Consider the following 21,513-nt stretch of genomic DNA (forward strand, 5'->3'; position numbering starts at 1 on the left):
TCCTGTGAGGACCGAGGCTCGGGCGGGCGGCGAGGCGTAGACCGGAGGTCATGACCCTCACGACGATCCTGCCCTCGCTCCGCCGCAGCATCCCGGACCCGTTCGTCCCCGACCGCTGGCCGGCACACACCCACCTCAGCACCACGGACGTGATCGTCGACGACGTACCGATGCTGCGCCTGGTCGAACAGTGCGGAACCCCGTGCGTCCACTCGGCCACAGCGGTGATCCCCGGCACGGGTGGATGCCCGTCTCCCGTCGAGCAGACCTCCGTGGTCGTCATGCGCGTCGTCGCTGCGGCGTTCGACGAGGACGGCCATCACCTCACCCTCGACGCCTGTCTCTCAGGCGCCGAGGCGTGCTGGTCGGAACTCCGGCTGATCGGCCGCGCGTCGACGACGCACACGGTGTCGTTCCGCATCGACAGCGAGGCCGGAACCGATCAGCGCGCGCTGCTCCCCCGCGACCTCGCGCCCGGCGACCTGCTCGCCGTGCCGTGTCGCGGTGAGGTCACTCAGGCGGTCGGTTCGGCGTCGGGCTTCATCCAGAACGGCGAGTAGTGGTACCCGTCGGGGTCGTCGAACTGGCGCTGGTACATGAACGGATAGTCGTCGGTGTCGCCGATCCGTCCACCCGCGGCGCCGGCCCGCTCGACGAGCTCGTCGACCGCCTCGCGGCTCCCGAGGTCGAACGAGACCGTGACCTTCGAGGGCGTGTCCGGTCCACCGATCAGCTCCTCGGTGCCGCCGACGCTCGCGTACATCTCGCGGCTGCCGAGCATGACGTACTGTTCGGGCGCGATCTCGAAGCAGGACACCTGGTCGGAGGACATCGCGGCATTGCGGGTCCAGCCGAGGGCGTCGTAGAAGGCGGTCGCGCGTTCGACGCTCTCGACCGGACACGTGATGAAGAGGCTCATGCGGTCAAGCTACGCCCGGCGTGAGCACACCCACAAGGACGTCTTTCGGAGGTTCACTCGGACGGCGCCCACGGCACGGTCGGGTGGATCGCCGTCGCGATCTTCGCGCTGATCTCGGCCAGTTGCCGTACCTGCGCCTCCGTGAGCGAGCCGAAGACGAGCTCCTCGATGAGCGCGTGGTGCGCGGGCGTGGACCGGGCGACGTGCGAGTGGCCGTCGTCGGTGAGCACGGCGAGCGTGAACCGTCCGTCAGTGGGGTCGACCTCGCGTCGCACCCAGCCCTGCTTCTCGAGCCGCGAGATCGCGCGGGAGAGCCGGGAGAGCGTGCTGCTCGCGTACCCGGCGAGCGTGCTCATCCGGAGCGTGCGGTCCGGGGCGGTGTCGAGGGCGAAGAGCAGCCCGTGCTCATAGTGACTCAGTCCACTGTCGCGCTGCAGCTGGGCATCGAGCGCGGCAGGAAGCCGCTCCAGCAGGGTGGCGACGGAGGCCCAGGCCGCCAGCCGGTCGCCGCTGAGGCCGGGGCGTTCGGCGGATTCGGTCATGGAGCAAGCCTATTCGACTTGCTTGAGCAAGTGAACCGGCCTAGGTTGACTTGCCTGAGCAAGTGAGGCGGCGTATCGCCGACAGAGGGAGACGACATGGACCTGCAGCTTCAAGGCAAGACGGCCTTCATCAGCGGATCGACCGGTGGCATCGGCGCAGCCATCGCTCGGACGCTCGCCGCGGAGGGCGCACGGGTCATCGTGAACGGGCGCTCCGAGCAGGCGGTGCAGGACGCGGTCGCCGCGCTTCAGCGCAGGCACCCCGATGCCGGCCACGACGGGATCGTCGCGGATTTCGCCGATCCCACCTCCGTCGAGCGACTGCTCGGTGATCTCGGTGCCGTGGACATCCTGGTGAACAACGTGGGCCAGTTCGGTCTCGCGGAATTCGAGGCCATCTCGGACCACGATTGGTCCCACGTCCTCGAGGTCAACCTGATGAGCGGCGTCCGGCTGTCCCGGCACGCCCTGCCCGGCATGTTGGACCGCGGCTGGGGACGAATCCTGTTCGTCAGCAGCGAGTCCGGCGTGAACATCCCCGCCGACATGATCCACTACGGCGTCACGAAGGCGGCGATGATCGCCCTCGGCAACGGACTGGCGAAGCGCACCCGGGGCACCGCCGTGACGGTCAACACGATCCTCGGCGGCCCGACCTACTCCGACGGCGTCGCCACCACGATCGAATCCATCGCCGCCGACCAGGCCGCGCCGGTCGACGCGGTGAAGGCCTCGATCATCGGTCGCAACACCACCACCCTGCTCGAACGGTTCATCGAACCCGAGGAGATCGCCTCGCTGGCGGCCTACCTCGCGAGCCCACTGGCGTCGGCGACGAACGGTGCAGCCCTGCGCGCGGACGGCGGAGTGCTGACCGGGATGCTCTAGCCAGGCCAGGTGCCACAGGACTCGCGGGCGGGTACGCGCACGTCGAGACCCCTGCGCCGACATCACTCGGAGCGACGCTCCCGTACGGCGTCGAACGTCCGCTGCAGCGCACCGATGGACGCCTGGGAGTCAACCTGGGCGACGCCGATGAAGAGGCAGTCGACGACCATCAGCTGTGCGATCCGACTGCCGAGCGCCCCCGACCGGAACGCCGTCTCCCGCGCGGACGTCTGGAGGACGATGTCCGCGCTGCTCGCCAGGGTCGACTCGGCGTGGTTCGTGATCGCGATGGTCGTCGCCCCGGAGCGGGCCGCGAGCCGGAGGTAGTCGACGGTGTCCGCGGTCGCGCCGGAGTGCGAGATCGCGACGGCGACCGCCTGCTCGTCCAGGATCGCAGCGGCGGTCCAGGCGGCATGCGGGTCGGGCCACTCGAGCGCCACCCGCCCGATCCGCGAGAGTTTCCGCTGCAGGTCGACGGCGACGATGGAGCTCGCCCCGACGCCGAAGATGTCGACCCGGCGAGCGCCGGCGACCGCGGCGACCGCACGGGTGAGGGCTGCCGTGTCGAGCGCCTGTGCGGTGTCGGCGATCGAGAGCGATTCGTTCGCGGCGACCTTCGCGACGATGTCGTCGAGGCTGTCTCCGGCGACGATGTCGGGTGACTGCACGTTCGTCCCGGCGAGCGCGAGCCGCTCGCGGAGGTTCTCCTCAGTCAGGTCGTGCCGGAAGTCCTTGAAGCGGTCGTAGCCGATCTTGCGCGTGAAGCGCACGACCGTCGTCGTCGACGTCGAGGCCTCCTCGGCGATCTCGGCGACCGACCGCGTCGCGAAGGCGCCCGGGTCGGCGAGCAGCGATTCGGCGATCCGTCGCTCGGAAGGACGGAGGTCGTCGAGACGGGCGCGCACCTCGGTGGACACCGCACGTGTCGTCCGGTGGACGTCAGCAGCCATCGGCGTTCCTCTCATCGGTCAACACTGTACCGGCGACACTCGTCGGAGATAGGTATAGAAATTACCATCTTCACGCAGATTGTGTATGTTTGTTGCACCGACTCGCGACCAGTGCCCTCCTCAGGTGCGGACTGGCCGACACGTGTAGCGGAGTACCGCGGGTGCTGCCGGCATGCACGATCCAGGAACCAAGGGAGGTCCCGTGACCAGCGCAACAGCACGCAACGACGTGATCAGCAGCACCGCCCGACGCCGGGCGATCGTCGCCGGCAGTGTCGGCAACTTCATCGAGTGGTACGAGTTCGGGATCTACGGGTTCCTCGCCACGATCCTCGCCGCACAGTTCTTCAGCGACGGCCAGCAGACCGGCATCGAGTCGCTCATCGCGACCTACGCGTCCTTCGCGATCGCCTTCTTCTTCCGCCCGGTCGGTGCGGCGCTCTTCGGTCGGATCGGCGACCGTATCGGCCGCAAGCCGACGCTCATCCTCGTCCTGGTCATGATGTCCGGGGCGACCGCTCTCATCGGCATCCTCCCGACGTACGCCTCCATCGGCATCGCGGCGCCCATCCTGCTCACGATCGTGCGCATCCTGCAGGGCCTCTCCGCCGGAGGTGAGTTCGGCGGCGCCGTCTCGGTCATGACCGAGTTCGCACCGGCTGGGAAGCGCGGCTTCTACGGATCATGGCAGTCGTTCACCGTCGCCCTCGGACTCCTCGGCGGCGCCGGCACCGTCGCACTGCTGGCATCGCTGCTGTCCGAAGCCGATCTGGCGGCGTGGGGCTGGCGGATCGCCTTCCTGCTCGCCATCCCCCTCGGCGCGGTCGCCCTGTTCCTCCGCCTGAAGCTCGAGGAGACCCCGGAGTTCCAGAAGGTCGCCGCCGCCGATACCACCACGGTCGCCGAGCCGGTCGTGCGTGCGGGTGCCGCAGAGACCGCCAAGGCGATCCTGCTCGGGATCGGCCGCCTGATGGGCTGGTCCGCCGCCGGGTACACCTTCCTCGTGGTGATGCCCTCCTACCTCCAGAGCAGCCTCAACGCGTCCTTCCAGGAGGCACTGATCTCCACGGTCCTCGCGAACGCCGGCTTCGCCGCGACGATCCTCCCGGCCGGCTGGCTGTCGGACAAGATCGGTCGGCGTTGGGTGATGCTCACCGGCACCGGGCTCATCGTGATCCTGGCGCTGCCCCTCCTCAACGTGCTGCAGAACCCGGACCTCGGCGTCGGTGTCCACGGCCTCGCCGTGTTCGTCGCCGGAGCGGTCGTCGGCCTGATCGCGGGCCCGGGCCCCGCCATGCTCGCCGAGATGTTCCCCACCTCCGTGCGGTACACCGGCCTCGGACTGTCGTACTCGATCTCGAACGCCGTCTTCTCGGGCAGCGCCGGACTCATCATCACCTCGCTGATCGCCTCGACCGGCAACGTCGACGTCCCGGCGTACTACGTGATGGCGACCTGCCTGGTGAGCGCGATCGCCATCGGCACGCTCCGCGGGAACGCCCACCGTGCGGAGCTGCGCAAGTGAGCCGCGCGATGCGCGTCATCGGCCTCATGTCCGGCACGTCGCACGACGCGATCGACGCCGCCGCAGCCGAGATCAGCGTGGACGGCGACACCCTCGTCGTCCGCCCGCTCGGGATGATCACCGCCGGGTACGACCCGGAACTGCGAGCCGCGATCACCGCAGCCCTGCCACCGGCGAAGACCAGTGTCGACGACGTCTGCCGGCTGGACACGCGGATCGGGCAGGCCTTCGCCGATCTCGCGGTCCGAGCCGTCGCGGAACTCTGCGACGGGGAGGCCGACCTGATCGTCTCCCACGGCCAGACGATGTACCACTGGGTCGAGGACGGCCGGGTCGAGGGCACGCTGCAGCTCGGCCAGCCGGCGTGGATCGCCGAACGCACCGGCTGCACCGTCGTCGCCGACCTGCGTTCGCGCGACGTCGCGGCCGGCGGGCAGGGCGCACCGCTCGTGAGCATGATCGACGCGCTCTGGCTGGGCGGCGAGACCGCTGCGGCCGTCAACCTCGGCGGCATCGCCAACGCCACCATCGTGCGGCCGGGCCAGGACCCGATCGCGTTCGACAGCGGGCCGGCGAACGCCCTCATCGACGCCGTCGTCACCGAGCACACCGGCGGCGCCCGGCAGTTCGACGCCGACGGCGAGCTCGCCGCGCGTGGCACCGTCGACGAGGAGACGCTCGACCTCCTCCTGCGCGAGCCGTATTACCAGCGCCCCGCCCCGAAGTCGACGGGCAAGGAACTGTTCCACCTCGACTACCTCCGCGAGCAGCTCGCCGGCCGTCCGACGCTGCCGATCGAGGACCTCGTCGCGACCCTGACCGAACTGACCGCACGAACCGTCGCCGACGCCGTCCGCGGGGTGGAGCGCGTCATCCTCGCCGGTGGAGGGGTGCGCAACCCTCAGCTCGTCGCGCGCATCCGGGCCGCGCTCCCCGAGGCCGACGTCGTCAGCAGCGACGACGCAGGCCTCCCGTCCGACGCGAAGGAGGCACTCGCCTTCGCTGTGCTCGGCTTCCTGACGGTGAACGGACAGGCCGGATCCCTCCCCTCGGCCACCGGTGCCTCGCACGGCAGCGTCCTGGGTGCGATCGTCCCTGGACACTCGCTCCCCGCGCGGACGCTCGACGGACCGCCCCGCTCGCTACGGTTCGAAGCATGACGGGCGACAACCCCACGGACCACCACGACGGCATCAGACCGTCCGACCCAGAACGGAGGGCCGTTCGTGCCTGAATCATCGAGTACCTTGGCAGCGCTCTCCACCGAGGGACGCAACCCACGCACGGTCGACCTCGACACGCTGGACACGGTCCGGCTGCTCGAGGTCATCAACGACGAGGACCGACTCGTCGCCGACGCGGTCCGGGCGGAACTGCCGAGCATCGCGCGCGCCGTGGAACGCATCACGGAGGCCCGCCGGCAGGGTGGACGACTGATCTACCTCGGTGCAGGGACGAGCGGTCGGATCGGGCTGCTCGATGCGGTCGAGTGCCCCCCGACCTTCGGCACCGACCCCGCCGAGGTCCTGGGGCTCATCGCCGGGGGCGAGCACGCCTTCGTCGTCGCCGTCGAGGGTGCCGAGGACGACATCGAGCTCGGCGCCGCGGAACTCATCGCGGCCGACCTCCGCCCCACGGACATCGTCGTGGGTCTCGCGGCCAGCGGTCGCACCCCGTACGTCATCGGCGGCCTGCGCTACGCACGCCACCTGGGCGCGGGGACGATCGCGGTGTCCTGCAACCGGAACGCCAGGATCAGCGCCGAGGCGGACATCGCCATCGAGGTGATGACCGGCCCCGAGGCGCTCACCGGCTCGACCCGGCTGAAGGCCGGCACCGCACAGAAGCTCGTCTGCAACATGCTGTCCACCGCGTCCATGGTGCGCTCGGGCAAGGTCTTCTCCAACCTCATGGTCGACGTGAAGCCGACCAACGAGAAGCTCGTCGACCGCGCGCAGCGGATCGTCGCGGACGCCACCGGTGTCGAGCGGTCGATCGCCGACGCCGCCCTGGAGCAGGCCGGGTCGCACGCCAAAACCGCCGTCGTCATGCTCCTCGCCGACGTGGACGCAGCGACGGCCGCCCGGCTGCTCGAATCGCACGACGGCGACGTCCGCTCGGCCGTGGCTGCGGCGAGCGCCTGAGCAGGGACGAGAGGACACCGTGGAGATCATCATCCTTCCCGACGCCGCCGAGGTCGGTCGCGTCGCCGGCGCGAAGATCGCGTCGATCGTCGCCGGGCGACCCCAGGCCGTCATCGGGCTCGCGACCGGTTCCAGCCCGCAGGGCATCTACGCGGAACTGGCCCGTCGGGTCCAGGCGGGCTCGCTGTCGTTCGCCGAAGCGCGCGGCTTCGCGCTGGACGAGTACGTGGGCATCCCCGCCGACCACCCGGAGTCGTACGCCAACGTGATCGCGCGCGAGGTCGCCGCCCCGCTCGGCTTCGACCCCTCGCGCGTCCGCGTCCCGGACGGCCGCGCCGCAGACCTGGCGGCCGCCGCGAAGGAGTACGACCGGGCCATCGCCGAGGCCGGCGGCATCGACGTGCAGATCCTCGGCATCGGGTCGAACGGACACATCGGTTTCAACGAACCCACGTCGTCGTTCGCGTCACGCACGCGCATCAAGACCCTCGCGCCGAAGACCCGCCAAGACAACGCCCGCTTCTTCGACTCGCCCGACCAGGTGCCGACCCACTGCATGACGCAGGGACTCGGGACCATTCTGGAGGCGCGCGAGCTCGTGCTGGTCGCTCAGGGCGCCGGGAAGGCGGACGCCGTCGCGGCCGCCGTCGAAGGACCGCTCAGCGCGTTTGTCCCCGGGTCGGCGCTCCAGCTGCACGAGCACGCCACCGTCATCGTCGACGAGGCGGCGGCATCAGGGCTGCGGTTGTCGGACTACTATCGCTACACCTACGACAACCGGCCGGACTGGCAACGCTTCGAATGAATCGGCCGGGCGATGGCCGACGACGCCCCATCCTCTGAGGCGTCCGGCCACCGCAGCCGCAACCCAGCACCCCGCTCCCCTGCACCCCGCTGACGCCCGCATTCGAGAAGGAAGCCTCGTGGCACACCCGACCACCGTCCCATCCCTCATCACCGAAGCCATCGGCGAAGCCGTGGGTGACCCTTCCCGGATCCGCACCCGCGCGATCGACCTGGCCGCGTACGCCGGGGATGCATCGCACTACCTGCTGACGCCCGAGGCGGTCGTCATCGCGGAGAGCGCTGCCGAGGTCGCATCGATCCTCCGGGCGGCGGCGCGGTCCGCCGCGCCCGTCACGTTCCGGTCGGGTGGCACCAGCCTGTCGGGTCAGGCGTCCGGTTCCGGCATCATCGTCGACACCAGGCAGCGGTTCAAGTCCATCGAGGTGCTCGACGGCGGCAAGCGCGTCCGGGTGCAGCCGGGGGCGACGGTGGCGCAGGTCAACGCGCGACTCACGCGACTCGGCTACCGCCTCGGCCCGGACCCGGCGAGCGAGGTGGCGTGCACGATCGGCGGCGTCATCGCGAACAACTCCAGCGGCATGGCCTGCGGGATCGACGAGAACACCTACCGGACGCTGGAGTCGATGGTGTTCGTCCTCCCGTCCGGCACGACGATCGACACGGCCGACCCGACGGCCGACCGACAGCTCCATGCAGCGGAACCGGAGCTCGCCGAGGGCATCGAGCGTCTGCAGCGCCGCGTGCGGTCGGACCCGGCCTCCGTCGCGTCCATCGAGCGCCAGTTCTCTCTGAAGAACACCATGGGGTACGGGATCAACGCGTTCCTCGACTTCGAGTCGCCCGTGGACGTCCTGCAGCACCTCATCATCGGCTCGGAGGGCACGCTGGCATTCGTCGCCGAGGCGACCTTCCGCACCGTCCCCGTCCTCCCGCTGGTGTCGACGGCGCTGGCCGTGTTCCCCTCCCTCGACGCGGCGACGCGCGCGCTGCCCGAGTTGGTCGCGTCCGGAGCCGCCACGCTCGAACTCATGGACGCCACGTCACTGACGGTCGGGCAGCGTCTCCCCGGCAGCCCGGCGGAGATCCAGGGGTTCACGCCGGACGGGCATGCGGCGCTCCTCGTCGAGTACCGCTCCGGTGAAGCTGTCGACCTCCACGACCGCGCGACGGCGGGCGGCGCACTGCTGAACGGTCTGGACGTGCACGCACCGGTGGTGTTCTCGAGCGATGCATCACAGCGGTCGCGCGCCTGGGCGCTCCGCAAGGGTCTCTACGCCTCGGTCGCGGGAGCGAGGCCGTCCGGCACCACGGCCCTGCTCGAGGACATCGTCGTCCCGACCGCGGCTCTCGCCGACACCTGCGCGAGCTTGCAGGAGCTCTTCGTGCAGCACGCCTATCGCGACTCGGTCATCTTCGGCCACGCGAAGGACGGCAACATCCACTTCATGCTCACCGATCGGTTCGAGGGCGACGCCGCGCTCGGCCGGTTCAACGGCTTCACCGAGCAGATGGTCGACCTCGTCCTCGACGCGGGCGGCAACCTGAAGGCCGAGCACGGCACGGGTCGCGCCATGGCACCGTACGTCCGCCGGCAGTACGGCGATGAACTGTACGGGGTGATGCTCGAGCTGAAGCGGTTGGTCGATCCGGCCGGGGTGATGAACCCCGGCGTGCTGATCGACGAGGATCCCCAGGCGCACCTCCAGGGGATCAAGCTCCAGCCGACCGTCGAGGAGGAGGTCGACCGCTGTGTGGAGTGCGGGTACTGCGAACCCGTCTGCCCGAGTCGCGACCTGACGCTGACGCCGCGGCAGCGCATCGTCGTCCGCCGTGCCGAGGAGTCCGCTCGCGCTCGCGGGGACATCGCCCTCGCGGAGGAGCTCGCGGACGACTACGACTACGCCGGCGTGCAGACCTGTGCTGTCGACGGGATGTGTCAGACGGCGTGCCCGGTCCAGATCAACACGGGCGCGCTGGTCAAGCGCATCCGGCGCACGGAGGCGGCTCCGGTCGCCGCCGCGGGCTGGAAGGCTGCCGCCACCGGTTGGGGGCCGGTCACGCGGATCGGTTCGGTCGCGCTCTCCGGCGCGAAGCTCCTGCCGGCTCCGGTGGTCGGCGCGGTGACGGACGTCGCGCGTGCCGTGCTCGGCGCGGACACCGTGCCGAAGTACTCGGGCGATCTGCCGGGCGGCGGACGCTCGCGGAAGGCACTCGGTCGGACGGTGGGCGCCGATGACGGTCCGACCGTCGGCATCTACGTCCCGGCGTGCGTGAACAGCATGTTCGGCGCGGCGGACGGCGGGGACGGCGTCATGGGCGCCTTCACCCGACTGCTCGAGCGGGCGGGCCTGAGCATGATGGTGCCCGACGGCGTCGAGTCGATCTGTTGTGGCACCCCGTGGTCGTCCAAGGGGTTCGCGTCCGGTGCTGCGGTGAACGAGCAGCGCACGGTCGAACGCATTCGAGCGGCCGTGGCCGACAGCGGCCTGGTGGTCGTCAGCGACGCGTCGAGCTGCACCGAGGGCTTCGCGAAGCTCCTCAGCGAGAGCGGCGTGGTCGTCGAGGACGCGGTGGCCTTCGCCGCCCGGGAGATCCTGCCGCGGGTCGACGTCTCAGCGCAGATCGAGCAACTCGTCCTGCACCCGACCTGCTCCTCACGGCAGATGGGCCTCGACCCGGATCTCGTGCTGATCGGCGAAGCCGTGGCCGAGCGCGTGCACGTCCCGGACGACTGGGGCTGCTGCGCCTTCGCCGGCGACCGCGGCATGCTGCACCCCGAGCTGACGGCGTCCGCGACGAAGGCCGAGGCCGCCGAGGTCGCCGCCCTTGGTGCCGACGCGCACGCGTCCTGCAACCGCACCTGCGAACTCGGGATGACCCGCGCCACGGGCGAGGACTACCGCCACGTACTCGAGCTGCTCGACGCCGCGTCGGCCGCACCCCTCGAGAGTGCACGTTCTGCTCGCTGAGACCCGTGTGGCAAGCAGAACGGGCACTCTCGGCGCTCGCACCGACTCCTAGCCGAGCGGAGCGCCATGGCAGCGGCAGCAGCATCGAGCCGGCTCGTCGAGGAGTCGATCCCAGGCGGATCGCTCGCACGTTGCGTGCCTGCCGATGCGACAGTCGTGGGAGACGAGCGGTTTCCGAGCCATCCTCAATCTCACGGGACGCTCACTCCTCGCCACCGGCGTCGAGGACGTGTTCCGCGTAGCCCACGCAACCGGCGTCCTGCCAGGTGTCGTCCTCGCCCGCTGGTCGCGTGCCGACGTAGGCCGACCATTCCGGCGTCCCGACCGCCGGCAGATCGATCGAGGTGCTGCGGCGTTGGCTGTCCGTGCGCTCCCACGGGAGCGAGAAGGTGAAGTCCAGGCCGAGGTCCGCCATGCACTGCGCGGCGATGAAGTTCCGGGCGACGAGCAGCTCCTGCACCGCACGTTGCTGGGCCGTGAGGGTGCTCGGGTAGGTCACGAGCTTCGGGTCGGTGTCCGCGTCGTAGACCGGCGTTCCGAAGGTGTTGCGCCGGCGGTCGTCCGCAGTCGTGATCGTGGGATCCGGATTCAGATACGCGGAGACATCAACGCCACGGTCCTCGAGCGGGACGAGTACGAACGTGCCGACGGCGCGTTGCTCGGCTGCATACGCGGCCTGGGCGACCGCCGCCGCCCCGGTGCCGGCGAACACGCCGACACCGAGGACGGCCACCAGGAGCGCCGTCATGGTCCGCGCTCGACTTCGCGGGACGAGACGTTCAGCTCCTGGCGCCTGCATCAGTGGTCGAACCCGGCAGCCGCGTCGGCGACGAATCCGCAGGACGCCTCCCAGGTGCTCTGCTCCGACCGGGGGTAGCTGGAGTCGTATCCGGTCGCGTCGAGGAGCCACGTGTGGGCGTCGTCCGGCGACAGGCCATCGGGCATACCGGCCGGCAGCTTGGCGTCGGCGAATGGCGCGGTCTGCAGGGTCATGTCGACATCACCGACGAACTCGTGCCCACGGTCGGCCATGCACGAGCGCATCTCGTCGATCCAGCCCTGGTACTGCCCCGCGAACGCGAGCGCTGCAGCCCGCTCCTCCTCGGTCGGGACGTACGCCGCCTCAGCCGCCGCGGTCGCCGCGTCACGCTCGGCCCAGCACGGCTCAGCCGCGGCATACCATGCCTCCTGGTCGACCTCACTCAGCCCCGACGGCATCCCGTCGAAGGTGGTTCCATCGAACGGGAACCCGCCCTCGGCCATGCACGACTCCATCGTCAGCTGGCCCACCTGGCGGAACTCCTGCCACTTGCCCTGCAGGAAGAACTCGTCGATGTACGCGTCGTCGACGGCCGGTGTCGTCGTCTCATCGGGAACGGTCGGGGCTGCGGTGTCATCCGCGACATCCGCCACGGAATTCATGCTGACCGCCTGTGCCGCGACGCCGCCGAATCCGCCTGCGACCACCAGACCGGCCGTGACCAGGGTCAAGAACTTCTTACGAGCCATTTCATCTCCAACATCGAACAACGGTTTATAGGAAGTTAGCTGCCGTCGGCGAGAAAGGCAAACACCCTGGAATTAAGCACCGGTTGTTGGCTAGTGACGATCAGTGGCCGTTTATCAGAGACTAGCTTCCCTATACTGTCGACATGGTCAAACGTCGCCCCGGTACGCTCTTCCCGCTCGAGCTGGACATCCTCGACGTGGGCACGGTGCTCCAAGCGGCGGAGGGCTCGTTCTACGGCTTCTCCCTCGCCAAGCGACTGGCCGGCCCTGACGGGAAGCTGGCAGCGCACGGCACCCTGTACAAGGCGCTGTCGCGCATGTCGGAAGCCGGCCTCATCGAGGAGGACTGGGAGGACCCCGAGATCGCGGCCGCGGAGGGTCGACCTCGGCGACGGCTGTACCGGATCACCGGCGTCGGTGCCGCCGCTCGGGACCGCGAGCACGCGCGTCTCGTCGACGAGCACCGGATCGCGGCTCGCGTCACCGACCAGGGGATCGCATGAGCCTGATCCGCACATCGACGTTCCGCACCACCGCGCGCTGGGTCCTCTCGTGGTGCGCCCACTACACCCGCGACCTACCCGACGGCGTCGCCGCCGCACGTCGCGACGAGCTCGCCTCCGATCTGCACGAGCATGCGGTGTGGGCAGAGGAGGCGGGCTGGTCGGTCGAGCGCCTCCGCCGGGACATCCTCCGCCGACTCGTCCTGGGAAGCGTCCACGACGTCACCTGGCGTGCCCATCAACTCGGCCGGGGTGCGGTCGGTGATCCGGTGCACGCCGCAACCGTGCGGACCGCCCAGCGCATCACCCGGTTCATGCTCGCGCTCGGCGTCAGCCTGACCCTCGTCGGCGGGTACACCTACGCGCGGCTCATCCGGTCCATCGTCATCGACGACTACCCCGTCCCACCCCTGCCGACGATGCTCGTCGGCCTGCTCGCCGTCCTCGCGCTGTTCGGCACCGCCTTGACGGCCCGGCGACGTTCTCGCTTCATCGGCGCCTGCGTGCTCGCTCCGCCCACACTCCTCCTCGGGTACGTCGCCGTCGGGTCGCTCAGTCGGATCAGTATCACCGGCGCGCAGTTCGTCTTCTGGGCGGACCACCTGATGGCGACCGCCGGGAGCCTCGGGTATCTCGCCCTCGGCATCGGGGTGAGCGCCCTGCTCGGCCTCACGTCGGCTGCGATCTGGTGGTGGCCGTTCACACGCCCGTCGATGTCGGCGACCGAGGTGAGCGCGGAGAGCTGACCACGGAGGTGGTGGCGCTGCAGCTCAGGACGATCCGATGGCGAACGCCACGATCGCCTGCTGCACGGGGAGCAGCGACGCCTTGAACCGGTGACCGACGAAGGCTGGGTGCTCGATGGCGTCGGCGCTGACCTCCTCGCCGCGCGTGAACGGCGGGCAGGGGTTGAGCAGGACGCCGGCTGGGGCGATGTCGAGCAGGGCCGCGGTGATCTGGAACGGCTCCAGCTGCGCCACGTGCTCGCCGAACCCGTCGGTGAGGATGACGTCGGCCGTGCGGACGGCGGTTTCCAGATCGTCGGTCCACACCGCACCAGGGATCGCGATGTCCGCGGGGCAGCACTGCGTCAGATCGAGACCCAGTACCCGCGCGGCTTCCTGCCACGCCCGGGCGACGTTGCCGTCGGCGCCGACGAAGAGGAACCGCTGCCCGTCGAGCCCACGCCGCTCGCGGATCGCGAACAGGTCGGACAGCACCTCGCAGGGGTGATTGACGTCGGTCATCGCATTCACGACGGGGAGCGCCGCGGCGGCGGCCAGTTGTTCGAGGACGACGATGTCGCCGTGCCGCACGATCATGACGTCGGCCCATGACTCGAGGTATCGGGCGACGTCGGCGAGCGCCTCCGACTTGTCGAGGGCCTCACTGGGGAACACGATCGGCTGCAGCCCCATCAGGGCGGCCCCGCGCTCGAAGGAGACCCGCGTGCGCAGGCTGGTCGGCGGGAAGAACATGACGGCGGATCCGTCGAAGCTCGGCCCGGATCCGTCGCGGTAGGCCTCCGCGAGACGGAACACCTCATCGATGTCCGCGGGTGACCAATCGTCCAATCGAACCAGGTTGTGCATCGCTCAAGCCTACGGACGATTCGAGCCTCGCTCGGTGACCGGCGGCCCAAGCCGACGCCCTCGAATGCCCGTGCTCAGGGCCTCGTTCACTCAGTCGATCAGGGCAAGGCGATCCGGTCCAGCGGCCGATGCGGTACTCCGAGCTGGCGCGGACGCTCGCCGGGGTGAGCCCGAAGATGCTGTCGCAGACGTTGAAGTCCCTGGAACGCGACGGGCTCGTCAGCCGAACGGCGACCGCGACGGTTCCCGTGACCGTGACCTACGATCTGACCGCCCTCGGGCTCTCACTGCATGAGACCGTCCGGCAGCTCAAGGTGTGGTCCGAGCTGCACCGCGACGAGGTCTCGGCGCATCAGGCCCGGTTCGACGCCGCCCGGGACCGCTGAATCGCGAGCCTCGCGCCGAGCCGAGCAACTCACCTGCGGAGAGCCCCACGATGAGACCCCTACCCTGGGTTCTGTGAGCACTCCTCGGAACGACGGCGGGCCGGTGCGTGGTTGGCTCGGCCCGGATTGGGAAGCGAGCGTAGATCCTGGCCGCCTCGACGAGTTGCGGTGGAGCATCGAGCAAGAGATCAGCACGTTCCGCGGCTTCCGTCGCCGGTTGAAGACTGAAGGCGAGTACTCCATACTCGGGCTGGTGCTCGGGATTCCGTTCCTGATCCCACAGCTCTTCGGACTGGTCGACGCCGTCACGACAGCATCCGAGCCCGGCATCGGCGCGCTCGGGGAATGGCTCTCGAGACCGGCCGTGGCAGGGTGGGTCGCCACGGGCCTCCTACTGATCGCCACCTCGGTGGTGTCGATACAGGTGCGTCTCCGGCGAGAGTTCGGGATCTTCCGCAAGGATGGCTGGGTCGCCCTGCAGGCACCGAGCGGCCTCGCCGAATGGGGTGGCGAGGGTTCGCCCACCATCACCTACGATCAGCGTTTGGTCGGCGGCAGGGGTGAAGCTCGCGCTCGTGATCTCCAGAAGCCGTTCATGCTGGTCTCAGGCCCGCGGATGCCGACGTGGGTGTTCGCAGGCGCCCTGCGCACGGTCCGCGCGGCCACGGTGGCGCATGCATTCGACATCCACCGACTGGCGGTGCTCAAGCAGCAGATCGGCGTCTTTCGCGCCATTCCCGCGACGGTGGTGTTTCCTGAAGCGGACGGTTTCCTGTTCGGCGCCCAGGACGAGGGATTGCTCACCGTGGCCCTTCCGCGACCAGTGAAGGGCGGGCAGCGGATCCGTCTCGCCCGGGTCAAACTCTCTCGCGCCGAGCGGGAGAGCGTCACGATCGGCCATCCGTCCTGATCGCCGATCGGCCCGAGGCTGTTGGTCACCGGTCACTGGCATCATCGACCCATGAGTGAATCCCCGATCGAACGAACGACCCTGAGCACGGTGACGCTCGATGGGGCTCCGAGCTTCGCCTCCGTCGAAGTGCGACGCATCACGATCGCCCCCGACTTCCACGTCGGGGCGCACTGGCACAACGGCCCGGTCTTCGGCACCATCGAAACCGGCTCCGTGAACTTCCAAGTGGGGACCGGGACTCAGACCGTCCTGCGCGCCGGCGACACCTTCACCGAGCCGGCGAACGAGACGATCGTCTTCGACGCGACCGACGAGGGCGTCACCTTCCTCGCCTGGTTCCCGATGCCGGCCGGCGTCGAGCCGGAACTGACGATGGGCGAAGCGCCGAACTGAGACCGACCTGCAACCAGAGGCTCTGACGCGAATCGGATTCCGTCACGCCGGCACGCGCGCAGGCAGCGACAGCTCGAAACGGCTGCCCTCGCCGAGGCTGCTCTGCGCGACGAGCGTGCCGCCCAACGCCTCAGCGAGACCGCGAGCGATCGAGAGACCGAGGCCGGTGCTCTGCCCGGCGCGGACCCGAGACGGCTCGCCGCGCCAGAGCCGGTCGAAGACCCGCGGCAGGTCTGCCGGGGCGATGCCCTCGCCGGTGTCGACGACCGCGATCCGCACCAGGTCGTCAGCGGTCACCGCTTCGAGGTCGACACGACCGCCCGGCGGCGTGTGGCGCAGAGCGTTCGAGAGCAGATTGTCGAGGATCTGCCGCAATCGGGCAGGATCGGTCTCGAGCGGCAACGGCCCCGAGATCTCGACGTGCAGCGCGACGTCCGTACTCGCCGCCTGCGCTCGGTACGCTTCGCCGAGCTCTCGCACGATCACAGCCGCATCGCACGCCTTGCTCTCCAGCACGAGGTCGCCGGCCTCCGCGAGCGCGAGGAGCTGCAGGTCCCCGGTGATCCGCTCCATCCGCCCGGCCTCGTCGAGCACGAGCCGGCGGAGGGCCGCCTCATCGAGACCGAGACCGTCGTCCGCCGCCTCGACCCATCCGCGGATGTTCGTGAGCGGGCTGCGCAGTTCGTGGGCGATGTCGCCGAGCAGCCGTCGCCGTGACGCTTCGTGTCCGGCGATCTCACCGGACATGCGGTCGAACGCGGCGCCGACGCCGGCGAGGTCGTCGCGAGCGGGCAACGCCGCGCGGGCCTCACGATCGCCCGCGCTGAAGCGATCGACCGCGGTCTCGAGTCGGCGCGCGCTGCGGAGGGTCGGCACGACGATGAGCGCCGCGGCCACCGACACGAGTGCAAGCAGCACCACGACGAACACGCCCACGCGGGCGATCGATCCAGGACTCGCGTCGAGCGGGCCCTGCGCGTCACCTCGCTGGTCGGTGAGCACCACGTTCACCGCGGGCGCCGTCGTCGCCCGGGCCTGGTCGATGCGCGCCTGCAGCAGGCACCCGTCAGCCGCGTCGTCGCCGGTCGGGATGGTGCGCAACGCGAGCTGCGCAGGGGCGCTCGACGGAGACAGATCGAGTTCGACGTCGGTGACCAGCGGCGCGTTCGCGGCGAGCAGGCAGGCGTTCGTGCGATCACGGAGCTCGTCGAGGGCGAGCCGCTCGCTCGGCAGCGGTGTGTTCAAGGCGGCACGGCCACAGTCCGGTGCATCGTCGTATCCGTTGACCACGGGGCGGCCGCTCCCCCACACGCCGGTGTCGACGACCGCATCGCCCAGGCACTCCACCACCGCGGCGGCCTGCCCGGTGAGCTGGTCACGTTGCGCATCGTCGAGCGAGAACGGCCCGCTGATGCCGTCGGGCAGACGCAGTTCGGATGTCACCGGGTCCCCGAGGGGCTCGAGCGGGTCGAGCAATCGGGTGGAGGTCGCCGGACGGGGCAGCTCGGGCGCCGTGTCGGCGATCACCGTTCCGGCACCGTCGACCACGGCGATGCGACGCCCGGTCTCCTGGCTGAGCAGCAGCAGCGTGGACCCGACGTCGCTCCAGTCGTCGTGGTGTCCGGCCCACGTCCTGAGCGCATCCAGCACCTGCTCGTCTCGCACGAGATCGGCGCCGGACGCCTGCTCGTCGTACCGGTACTCCGAGGTCTGGGCCAGCCAGACCGTACCGCCCGCCGAGGCGAGCACGAGCAGCAGTCCAGCCGCGAGATAGCGCGCGAGCAGTCGGGGCACGCGTCGGGGCCCAGCGGTGCCCGCTCTTCTGCTGTTGCTCATGTCGTCTGCCATGCTCTCATCGCTTTCCGCCCCGGCCCGCATCCGCGCACGCACGCGCTGTCGGACCCGCTCAGGTCGCGGCGAGCGCCGCGGTCGGCGACTGGCGGGCGGCGCGGATGGACGGGGCGAGTCCGGCGACGGCGCCCGTCACCAGCGCGGCGCTCATGCCGGACAGGATCGTCTCCACCGGAACGACCAGCGGCCAGCCCTGCAGACCGCTCCAAGCCGCGGTTCCGAGGAGACCGAGCACGACTCCGGATACGCCGCCCAGCGCGCAGAGCAGGATGGCCTCCACGAGGAACTGCGCCTGGATCTGACCGCGGTGGGCGCCGAGCGCTCGTCGCAATCCGATCTCCCGGCGGCGCTCGAGCACGGAGACGAACATCGTGTTCGCGATGCCGATGCCGCCGATCACGAGTGCGACTGCGGCGAGCGCGAGGAAGAGTCCATCGAAGCTTGATCGGGCTGCAGCCTTCGCGGCGAGCACGGCCGACGGCTGGCTCACCTGCACGAGTCCGCTCGCCCCCGGGGAGAGGGTTGCGGCGACGACCGGCCGCAAGGCGTCGATCGACGCCTCGACACCCGTGACGTAGGCGACCGTCGGTGCGCCGTCGAAGCTCAGCCAACGCCGTGCAGCTGCATCGTCGACGAGGACCGCCGACTGCACGTCGGCGGAGAGCGGCGTCGCTGCGAGCACGCCGATCACGGTGAACGCGACGCCGTCGACGTCGATCGTGACCGGCCGATCGGGGAGCTGCGACAGGCCGAGCCGATCAGCGGCGTCGATGCCGAGCACGGCCGTCGGCAGGTCGCTCCCGTCGAGCCAGCGACCGGAGGTCACCTGCGTTCGCAGCACCTCGCGAAGACCCCCGCGGACCGCGAGTGTGGTCAGCCCGGTCTCCGGGTATCCGCGGAGCTCATTGCTGCGGACTGGGGCATGGGTGTTGCCGACCGTCGCGGCATCCTTCACGGTTCCGATGCGCTGCAGCATGCCGAGCGCCTCGGCCGGAAGCGGCACGGGGGTTCCGTCTGCGCCGGCACGAGGGTCGGCTCGCAGCAGGTCCGCTCCGAGCGCCGTGAGCTGTTCATCGAGCGCGGCCTGCGAGGACGCAGGCACGGCGGTGACGGTCACCAGTGTCGCGATGCCGATGGCGATCCCGATGGTCGAGAGGACGGCGCGAAGCGGTCGGGTGCGAAGCCCGACCGTGCCGACGGCGAGCAGATCCCGGGGGTCGAGACGTCTGCGACGCTCACGCATGCGCCACCGCCCTGGTGTCGGTCCGGGTGTCGGCGACGATGCGGCCGTCCCGCAGCTCGATGCGTCGTGGCAGTCGTGCGGCGAGCTCGACGTCGTGGGTGATGACGACGACGGTGGTGCCCTCGTCGTGCAACCGCTCGAGCAAACTGAGCACGCGTTCGCCGTTCGCCGTGTCGAGTGCGCCGGTGGGTTCGTCGGCGAGGACGACGAGCGGGTCGGTCACGATCGCCCGGGCGATGGCGACCCGCTGTCGCTCACCGCCGGAGAGGTCCTGCGCCGCGTGCCCGATGCGGTGCTCCAGTCCCACGCGCTCGAGTGCCGCGCGGGCGAGGTCACGGCGCTCCCGCCTCGGAACGCCGCTGTAGAGCAGCGCCATCGCGACGTTCTGTTCTGCGGTCACGCCGTCGGTCAGATGGAAGCCCTGGAAGACGAACCCGATCGAGCTCCCACGCACGGTGGACAGCGCGCGATCCGTGAGGTCACGGGTGTCGGTGCCGCCGATGCGGACCACGCCGGCCGTGGGACGGTCGAGGGTGCCGAGGACGTTGAGCAACGTCGACTTGCCGGCGCCGGAGCGTCCGACGATCGCGGTGAGTTCACCCGGGTCGACCTGCAACGAGACGTCGTCGAGTGCAGCGACTCCGCCGGGGTGGACGCGGCTGACGTGCTCGAGCTCGAGTGCCGGCGTCGTCATCGTGCCGACACCACCATCATGCCGGCGTCGATCCCTGCACCGCTGACCTCGACCCGGTCATCTGCGATGAGGCCGATCTCGACACCATGGAGTCGGCCGCGGTCGTCCTGCAGCGCGTAGCCGCCTTCCGCGAGCGCAACGAGTGCGGCGACGGGCACGATCAGCACGTCCGGCACGGATCTCGTGACGACCCGAACGGTCACGGCGGCAGCGTCGACGCCCGCGAGTGCAGCCTGATCGTCGATCGCGACGAGCGCGCGGACCTTCGCGTCGGCTCCTTCCCCGGTCGTGGTCACCGTGACGATGGACCCGCCGACGGCGCGCCCGTCGGGCAGTTCGATCGTCGCTTTCGCGCCGGCACCGATGACCCCCGCGTCCTGCGCCGAGACCGACGCATCGACGACGCGTGTCGTGGGCGTGACCGAGAACGGCTGACCTCCCGCCGCGTCGCCGAGGCGTGCCGTCACTGCGGCGATGCGACTCGGCGCGCTCAAGACGACCACGTCGGCGGGTGCCAGCGTGCCGGTGCACTCCAGGCCGAGCGATTCCTGCCAGTCCCTGACGGCCTCCGTGAAGTCCCACCCGGTCTCGAAGGTCTCCGGATCACTCCGGCTGAGATGTCCGAGGTCCATCAGGTTCGACGCGACCATGCTCACATCCGCTCCCTCCATCCCCGAGCCGTCGATCGCCCGATAGAGCGGAAGCGCTCCGATCAGCACCGGCACCGGTCGCTCGTTCGCGCGCAGTGCCACGGATCCCCGATCGAGTGTCGCGCCGACGTCGGGCAACCCGGTGATGATGCCGTCGGCCTTCGTCGTCACGGGCACCGCGGCACCGAAGCCGACGGCGCCGTCGAGGCGAGCGGTCTGCACGAGCTCACCCCGCTCGACGACCGCGGTGGCCGGCGCGGCGGTCTGCTCGACCGGGGCTGCGTCGGCCACGGGCCGGAGGAGCAGGGCGGCTCCTCCGGCCCCCACCGCGAGGACGGCACAGAGCACGAGCGATCCGACGAGCGCGGTGCGGCGACGCGACCGGGTCATCCGGCGCTCCCATCCGATGCGGACACCATGCAGGCGTCCACGTACTGCATCCCCAGTGAGATCGAGGTGGCGTCGTTGGCCTCGCCACCGAAGGCGAGGTTGATCCGGCCGAACGCATCCGGCTCGGTGATCTCGACCTCGCGGACACCGCGTTCGTGCAGGCAGTCCACCACGCGCTGCGCGAACCGCAGGGCATCCGGGTTCTGAGCGTCGAGCTCCCACGGCGGCAAGGGTGCCACGCGCTGGCAGAGCGCCTCGGCCTCGGCGAACCCCGCGAGATCCTCTACGACGCCGCCGCTGACCGCGTCTCCATCACCGCCCGTCGGAGCGTCCGGCGTCGCCGGGCTGTGATCTGCGAGACAGCGATCCCGTGGCTTCCACGCGTCGGCCTCCTCCTCATCCGACATGTCGAGACGCAGACGCACGGGCTCGCCGTACTTCGCGACGAGCGGGTCGGCGGCCTCGGTCGGCGTCGGAGCGTTGGTCTCCAACCTCGCGATGCCGCCGTCTCCTGCCTGATCGGCGGAGGGTGCGGCGCAAGCGGTGAGTGCCGCCAGGAGCGCCAGGGCACCCGCGGCGGCGGTCAGGGATCGGTGGATGATGCGTGTCACGGTTCCTCCTCGTATCGTGAGTGGCTGTGACCCA

23 protein-coding genes are annotated in these 21,513 nt (G+C 70.1%); 12 read left to right on the forward strand and 11 right to left on the reverse strand.

Going from position 1 to position 21,513, the window contains the following annotated elements:
* The first annotated feature begins 50 nt into the window (after positions 1-50).
* Entirely contained in the window at positions 51-560 is a 510-nt protein-coding gene (locus CCK91_RS00280; RefSeq protein WP_086472362.1) for a hypothetical protein, read from the forward strand.
* Here the strand turns inward: CCK91_RS00280 and CCK91_RS00285 are convergent.
* Both CCK91_RS00285 and CCK91_RS00290 read right to left on the reverse strand, forming a co-directional pair.
* Positions 515-919, reverse strand: a complete 405-nt coding sequence (locus tag CCK91_RS00285; RefSeq protein ID WP_086472363.1) for a VOC family protein — start codon at positions 917-919, stop codon at positions 515-517. The genes CCK91_RS00280 and CCK91_RS00285 overlap by 46 nt on opposite strands.
* A gap of 53 nt (positions 920-972) precedes the next feature.
* Positions 973-1,461, reverse strand: a complete 489-nt coding sequence (locus tag CCK91_RS00290) for a MarR family winged helix-turn-helix transcriptional regulator (protein ID WP_086472364.1) — start codon at positions 1,459-1,461, stop codon at positions 973-975.
* 96 nt (positions 1,462-1,557) lie between these two features.
* Here CCK91_RS00290 and CCK91_RS00295 point away from each other — a divergent pair, with 96 nt between their 5' ends.
* On the forward strand, positions 1,558-2,349 hold the full coding sequence (locus CCK91_RS00295) for an SDR family NAD(P)-dependent oxidoreductase (protein WP_086472365.1): 792 nt from the start codon (positions 1,558-1,560) through the stop codon (positions 2,347-2,349).
* Between the two features lie 62 nt (positions 2,350-2,411).
* Here the strand turns inward: CCK91_RS00295 and CCK91_RS00300 are convergent, their stop codons facing one another.
* Positions 2,412-3,299 (reverse strand): MurR/RpiR family transcriptional regulator, encoded by an 888-nt coding sequence (locus CCK91_RS00300; RefSeq protein ID WP_086472366.1) that lies wholly within the window; start codon positions 3,297-3,299, stop codon positions 2,412-2,414.
* A 202-nt stretch (positions 3,300-3,501) separates the two neighbouring features.
* Here CCK91_RS00300 and CCK91_RS00305 point away from each other — a divergent pair, with 202 nt between their 5' ends.
* The 5 genes from CCK91_RS00305 to CCK91_RS00325 all read left to right on the forward strand — a co-directional run bounded on the left by CCK91_RS00305 (position 3,502) and on the right by CCK91_RS00325 (position 10,744).
* On the forward strand, positions 3,502-4,824 hold the full coding sequence (locus tag CCK91_RS00305) for an MFS transporter (RefSeq protein ID WP_207568154.1): 1,323 nt from the start codon (positions 3,502-3,504) through the stop codon (positions 4,822-4,824).
* 8 nt (positions 4,825-4,832) lie between these two features.
* The gene (locus CCK91_RS00310) at positions 4,833-5,984 is read left to right on the forward strand and encodes an anhydro-N-acetylmuramic acid kinase (protein ID WP_086473098.1); all 1,152 of its coding nucleotides are present in this window, start codon (positions 4,833-4,835) and stop codon (positions 5,982-5,984) included.
* Between the two features lie 87 nt (positions 5,985-6,071).
* Positions 6,072-6,968 carry an N-acetylmuramic acid 6-phosphate etherase gene (gene murQ / locus CCK91_RS00315; RefSeq protein ID WP_165766942.1) on the forward strand — a complete coding sequence of 299 codons (897 nt, stop codon included), beginning with the start codon at positions 6,072-6,074 and terminating at the stop codon, positions 6,966-6,968.
* A gap of 19 nt (positions 6,969-6,987) precedes the next feature.
* Positions 6,988-7,773, forward strand: a complete 786-nt coding sequence (gene nagB / locus CCK91_RS00320) for a glucosamine-6-phosphate deaminase (protein ID WP_086472369.1) — start codon at positions 6,988-6,990, stop codon at positions 7,771-7,773.
* A gap of 118 nt (positions 7,774-7,891) precedes the next feature.
* Positions 7,892-10,744 (forward strand): FAD-binding and (Fe-S)-binding domain-containing protein, encoded by a 2,853-nt coding sequence (locus tag CCK91_RS00325; protein ID WP_242664190.1) that lies wholly within the window; start codon positions 7,892-7,894, stop codon positions 10,742-10,744.
* 202 nt (positions 10,745-10,946) lie between these two features.
* Here the strand turns inward: CCK91_RS00325 and CCK91_RS00330 are convergent, their stop codons facing one another.
* Positions 10,947-11,492, reverse strand: coding sequence for a hypothetical protein (locus CCK91_RS00330; protein WP_086472370.1), 546 nt, complete (start codon positions 11,490-11,492; stop codon positions 10,947-10,949).
* Positions 11,493-11,542: 50 nt separating this feature from the next.
* Entirely contained in the window at positions 11,543-12,253 is a 711-nt protein-coding gene (locus CCK91_RS00335) for a hypothetical protein (RefSeq protein WP_086472371.1), read from the reverse strand.
* Between the two features lie 143 nt (positions 12,254-12,396).
* Between CCK91_RS00335 and CCK91_RS00340 the strand changes: the two genes are divergently transcribed.
* Both CCK91_RS00340 and CCK91_RS00345 read left to right on the forward strand, forming a co-directional pair.
* Positions 12,397-12,756, forward strand: coding sequence for a PadR family transcriptional regulator (locus CCK91_RS00340; protein ID WP_086472372.1), 360 nt, complete (start codon positions 12,397-12,399; stop codon positions 12,754-12,756).
* Positions 12,753-13,502, forward strand: coding sequence for a hypothetical protein (locus CCK91_RS00345; RefSeq protein ID WP_086472373.1), 750 nt, complete (start codon positions 12,753-12,755; stop codon positions 13,500-13,502). Before CCK91_RS00340 ends, CCK91_RS00345 begins: the two co-directional genes overlap by 4 nt.
* A gap of 24 nt (positions 13,503-13,526) precedes the next feature.
* On the opposite strand, the gene CCK91_RS00350 is transcribed toward CCK91_RS00345, so the two are convergent.
* Entirely contained in the window at positions 13,527-14,348 is an 822-nt protein-coding gene (locus tag CCK91_RS00350) for an ornithine carbamoyltransferase (RefSeq protein ID WP_086472374.1), read from the reverse strand.
* 128 nt (positions 14,349-14,476) lie between these two features.
* On the opposite strand from CCK91_RS00350, the gene CCK91_RS00355 reads away from it, so the two are divergent.
* The 3 genes from CCK91_RS00355 to CCK91_RS00365 all read left to right on the forward strand — a co-directional run bounded on the left by CCK91_RS00355 (position 14,477) and on the right by CCK91_RS00365 (position 16,040).
* Positions 14,477-14,734, forward strand: a complete 258-nt coding sequence (locus tag CCK91_RS00355) for a winged helix-turn-helix transcriptional regulator (protein ID WP_086472375.1) — start codon at positions 14,477-14,479, stop codon at positions 14,732-14,734.
* A gap of 73 nt (positions 14,735-14,807) precedes the next feature.
* Positions 14,808-15,644, forward strand: a complete 837-nt coding sequence (locus CCK91_RS00360; protein ID WP_133059891.1) for a hypothetical protein — start codon at positions 14,808-14,810, stop codon at positions 15,642-15,644.
* Between the two features lie 51 nt (positions 15,645-15,695).
* Positions 15,696-16,040, forward strand: a complete 345-nt coding sequence (locus CCK91_RS00365; RefSeq protein WP_086472377.1) for a cupin domain-containing protein — start codon at positions 15,696-15,698, stop codon at positions 16,038-16,040.
* A 42-nt stretch (positions 16,041-16,082) separates the two neighbouring features.
* Here the strand turns inward: CCK91_RS00365 and CCK91_RS00370 are convergent, their stop codons facing one another.
* From CCK91_RS00370 to CCK91_RS00390, 5 genes are all read right to left on the reverse strand, one after another.
* Positions 16,083-17,876, reverse strand: coding sequence for a sensor histidine kinase (locus tag CCK91_RS00370; RefSeq protein ID WP_133059892.1), 1,794 nt, complete (start codon positions 17,874-17,876; stop codon positions 16,083-16,085).
* A gap of 70 nt (positions 17,877-17,946) precedes the next feature.
* Positions 17,947-19,134, reverse strand: coding sequence for an ABC transporter permease (locus tag CCK91_RS00375; protein ID WP_086472379.1), 1,188 nt, complete (start codon positions 19,132-19,134; stop codon positions 17,947-17,949).
* Complete coding sequence (locus CCK91_RS00380; RefSeq protein WP_086472380.1) at positions 19,127-19,828, reverse strand: ABC transporter ATP-binding protein; 702 nt, start codon at positions 19,826-19,828, stop codon at positions 19,127-19,129. Before CCK91_RS00380 ends, CCK91_RS00375 begins: the two co-directional genes overlap by 8 nt.
* Positions 19,825-20,868 (reverse strand): HlyD family secretion protein, encoded by a 1,044-nt coding sequence (locus CCK91_RS00385; protein WP_086472381.1) that lies wholly within the window; start codon positions 20,866-20,868, stop codon positions 19,825-19,827. The genes CCK91_RS00380 and CCK91_RS00385 overlap by 4 nt, the downstream gene beginning before the upstream one ends.
* Positions 20,865-21,479, reverse strand: coding sequence for a hypothetical protein (locus CCK91_RS00390; protein WP_086472382.1), 615 nt, complete (start codon positions 21,477-21,479; stop codon positions 20,865-20,867). Before CCK91_RS00390 ends, CCK91_RS00385 begins: the two co-directional genes overlap by 4 nt.
* Positions 21,480-21,513: the final 34 nt, after the last annotated feature.

Origin of the sequence: Plantibacter elymi (nom. nud.), from assembly GCF_900177795.1 — a bacterium.
In the GTDB taxonomy this organism is placed as follows: domain Bacteria; phylum Actinomycetota; class Actinomycetes; order Actinomycetales; family Microbacteriaceae; genus Plantibacter; species Plantibacter elymi.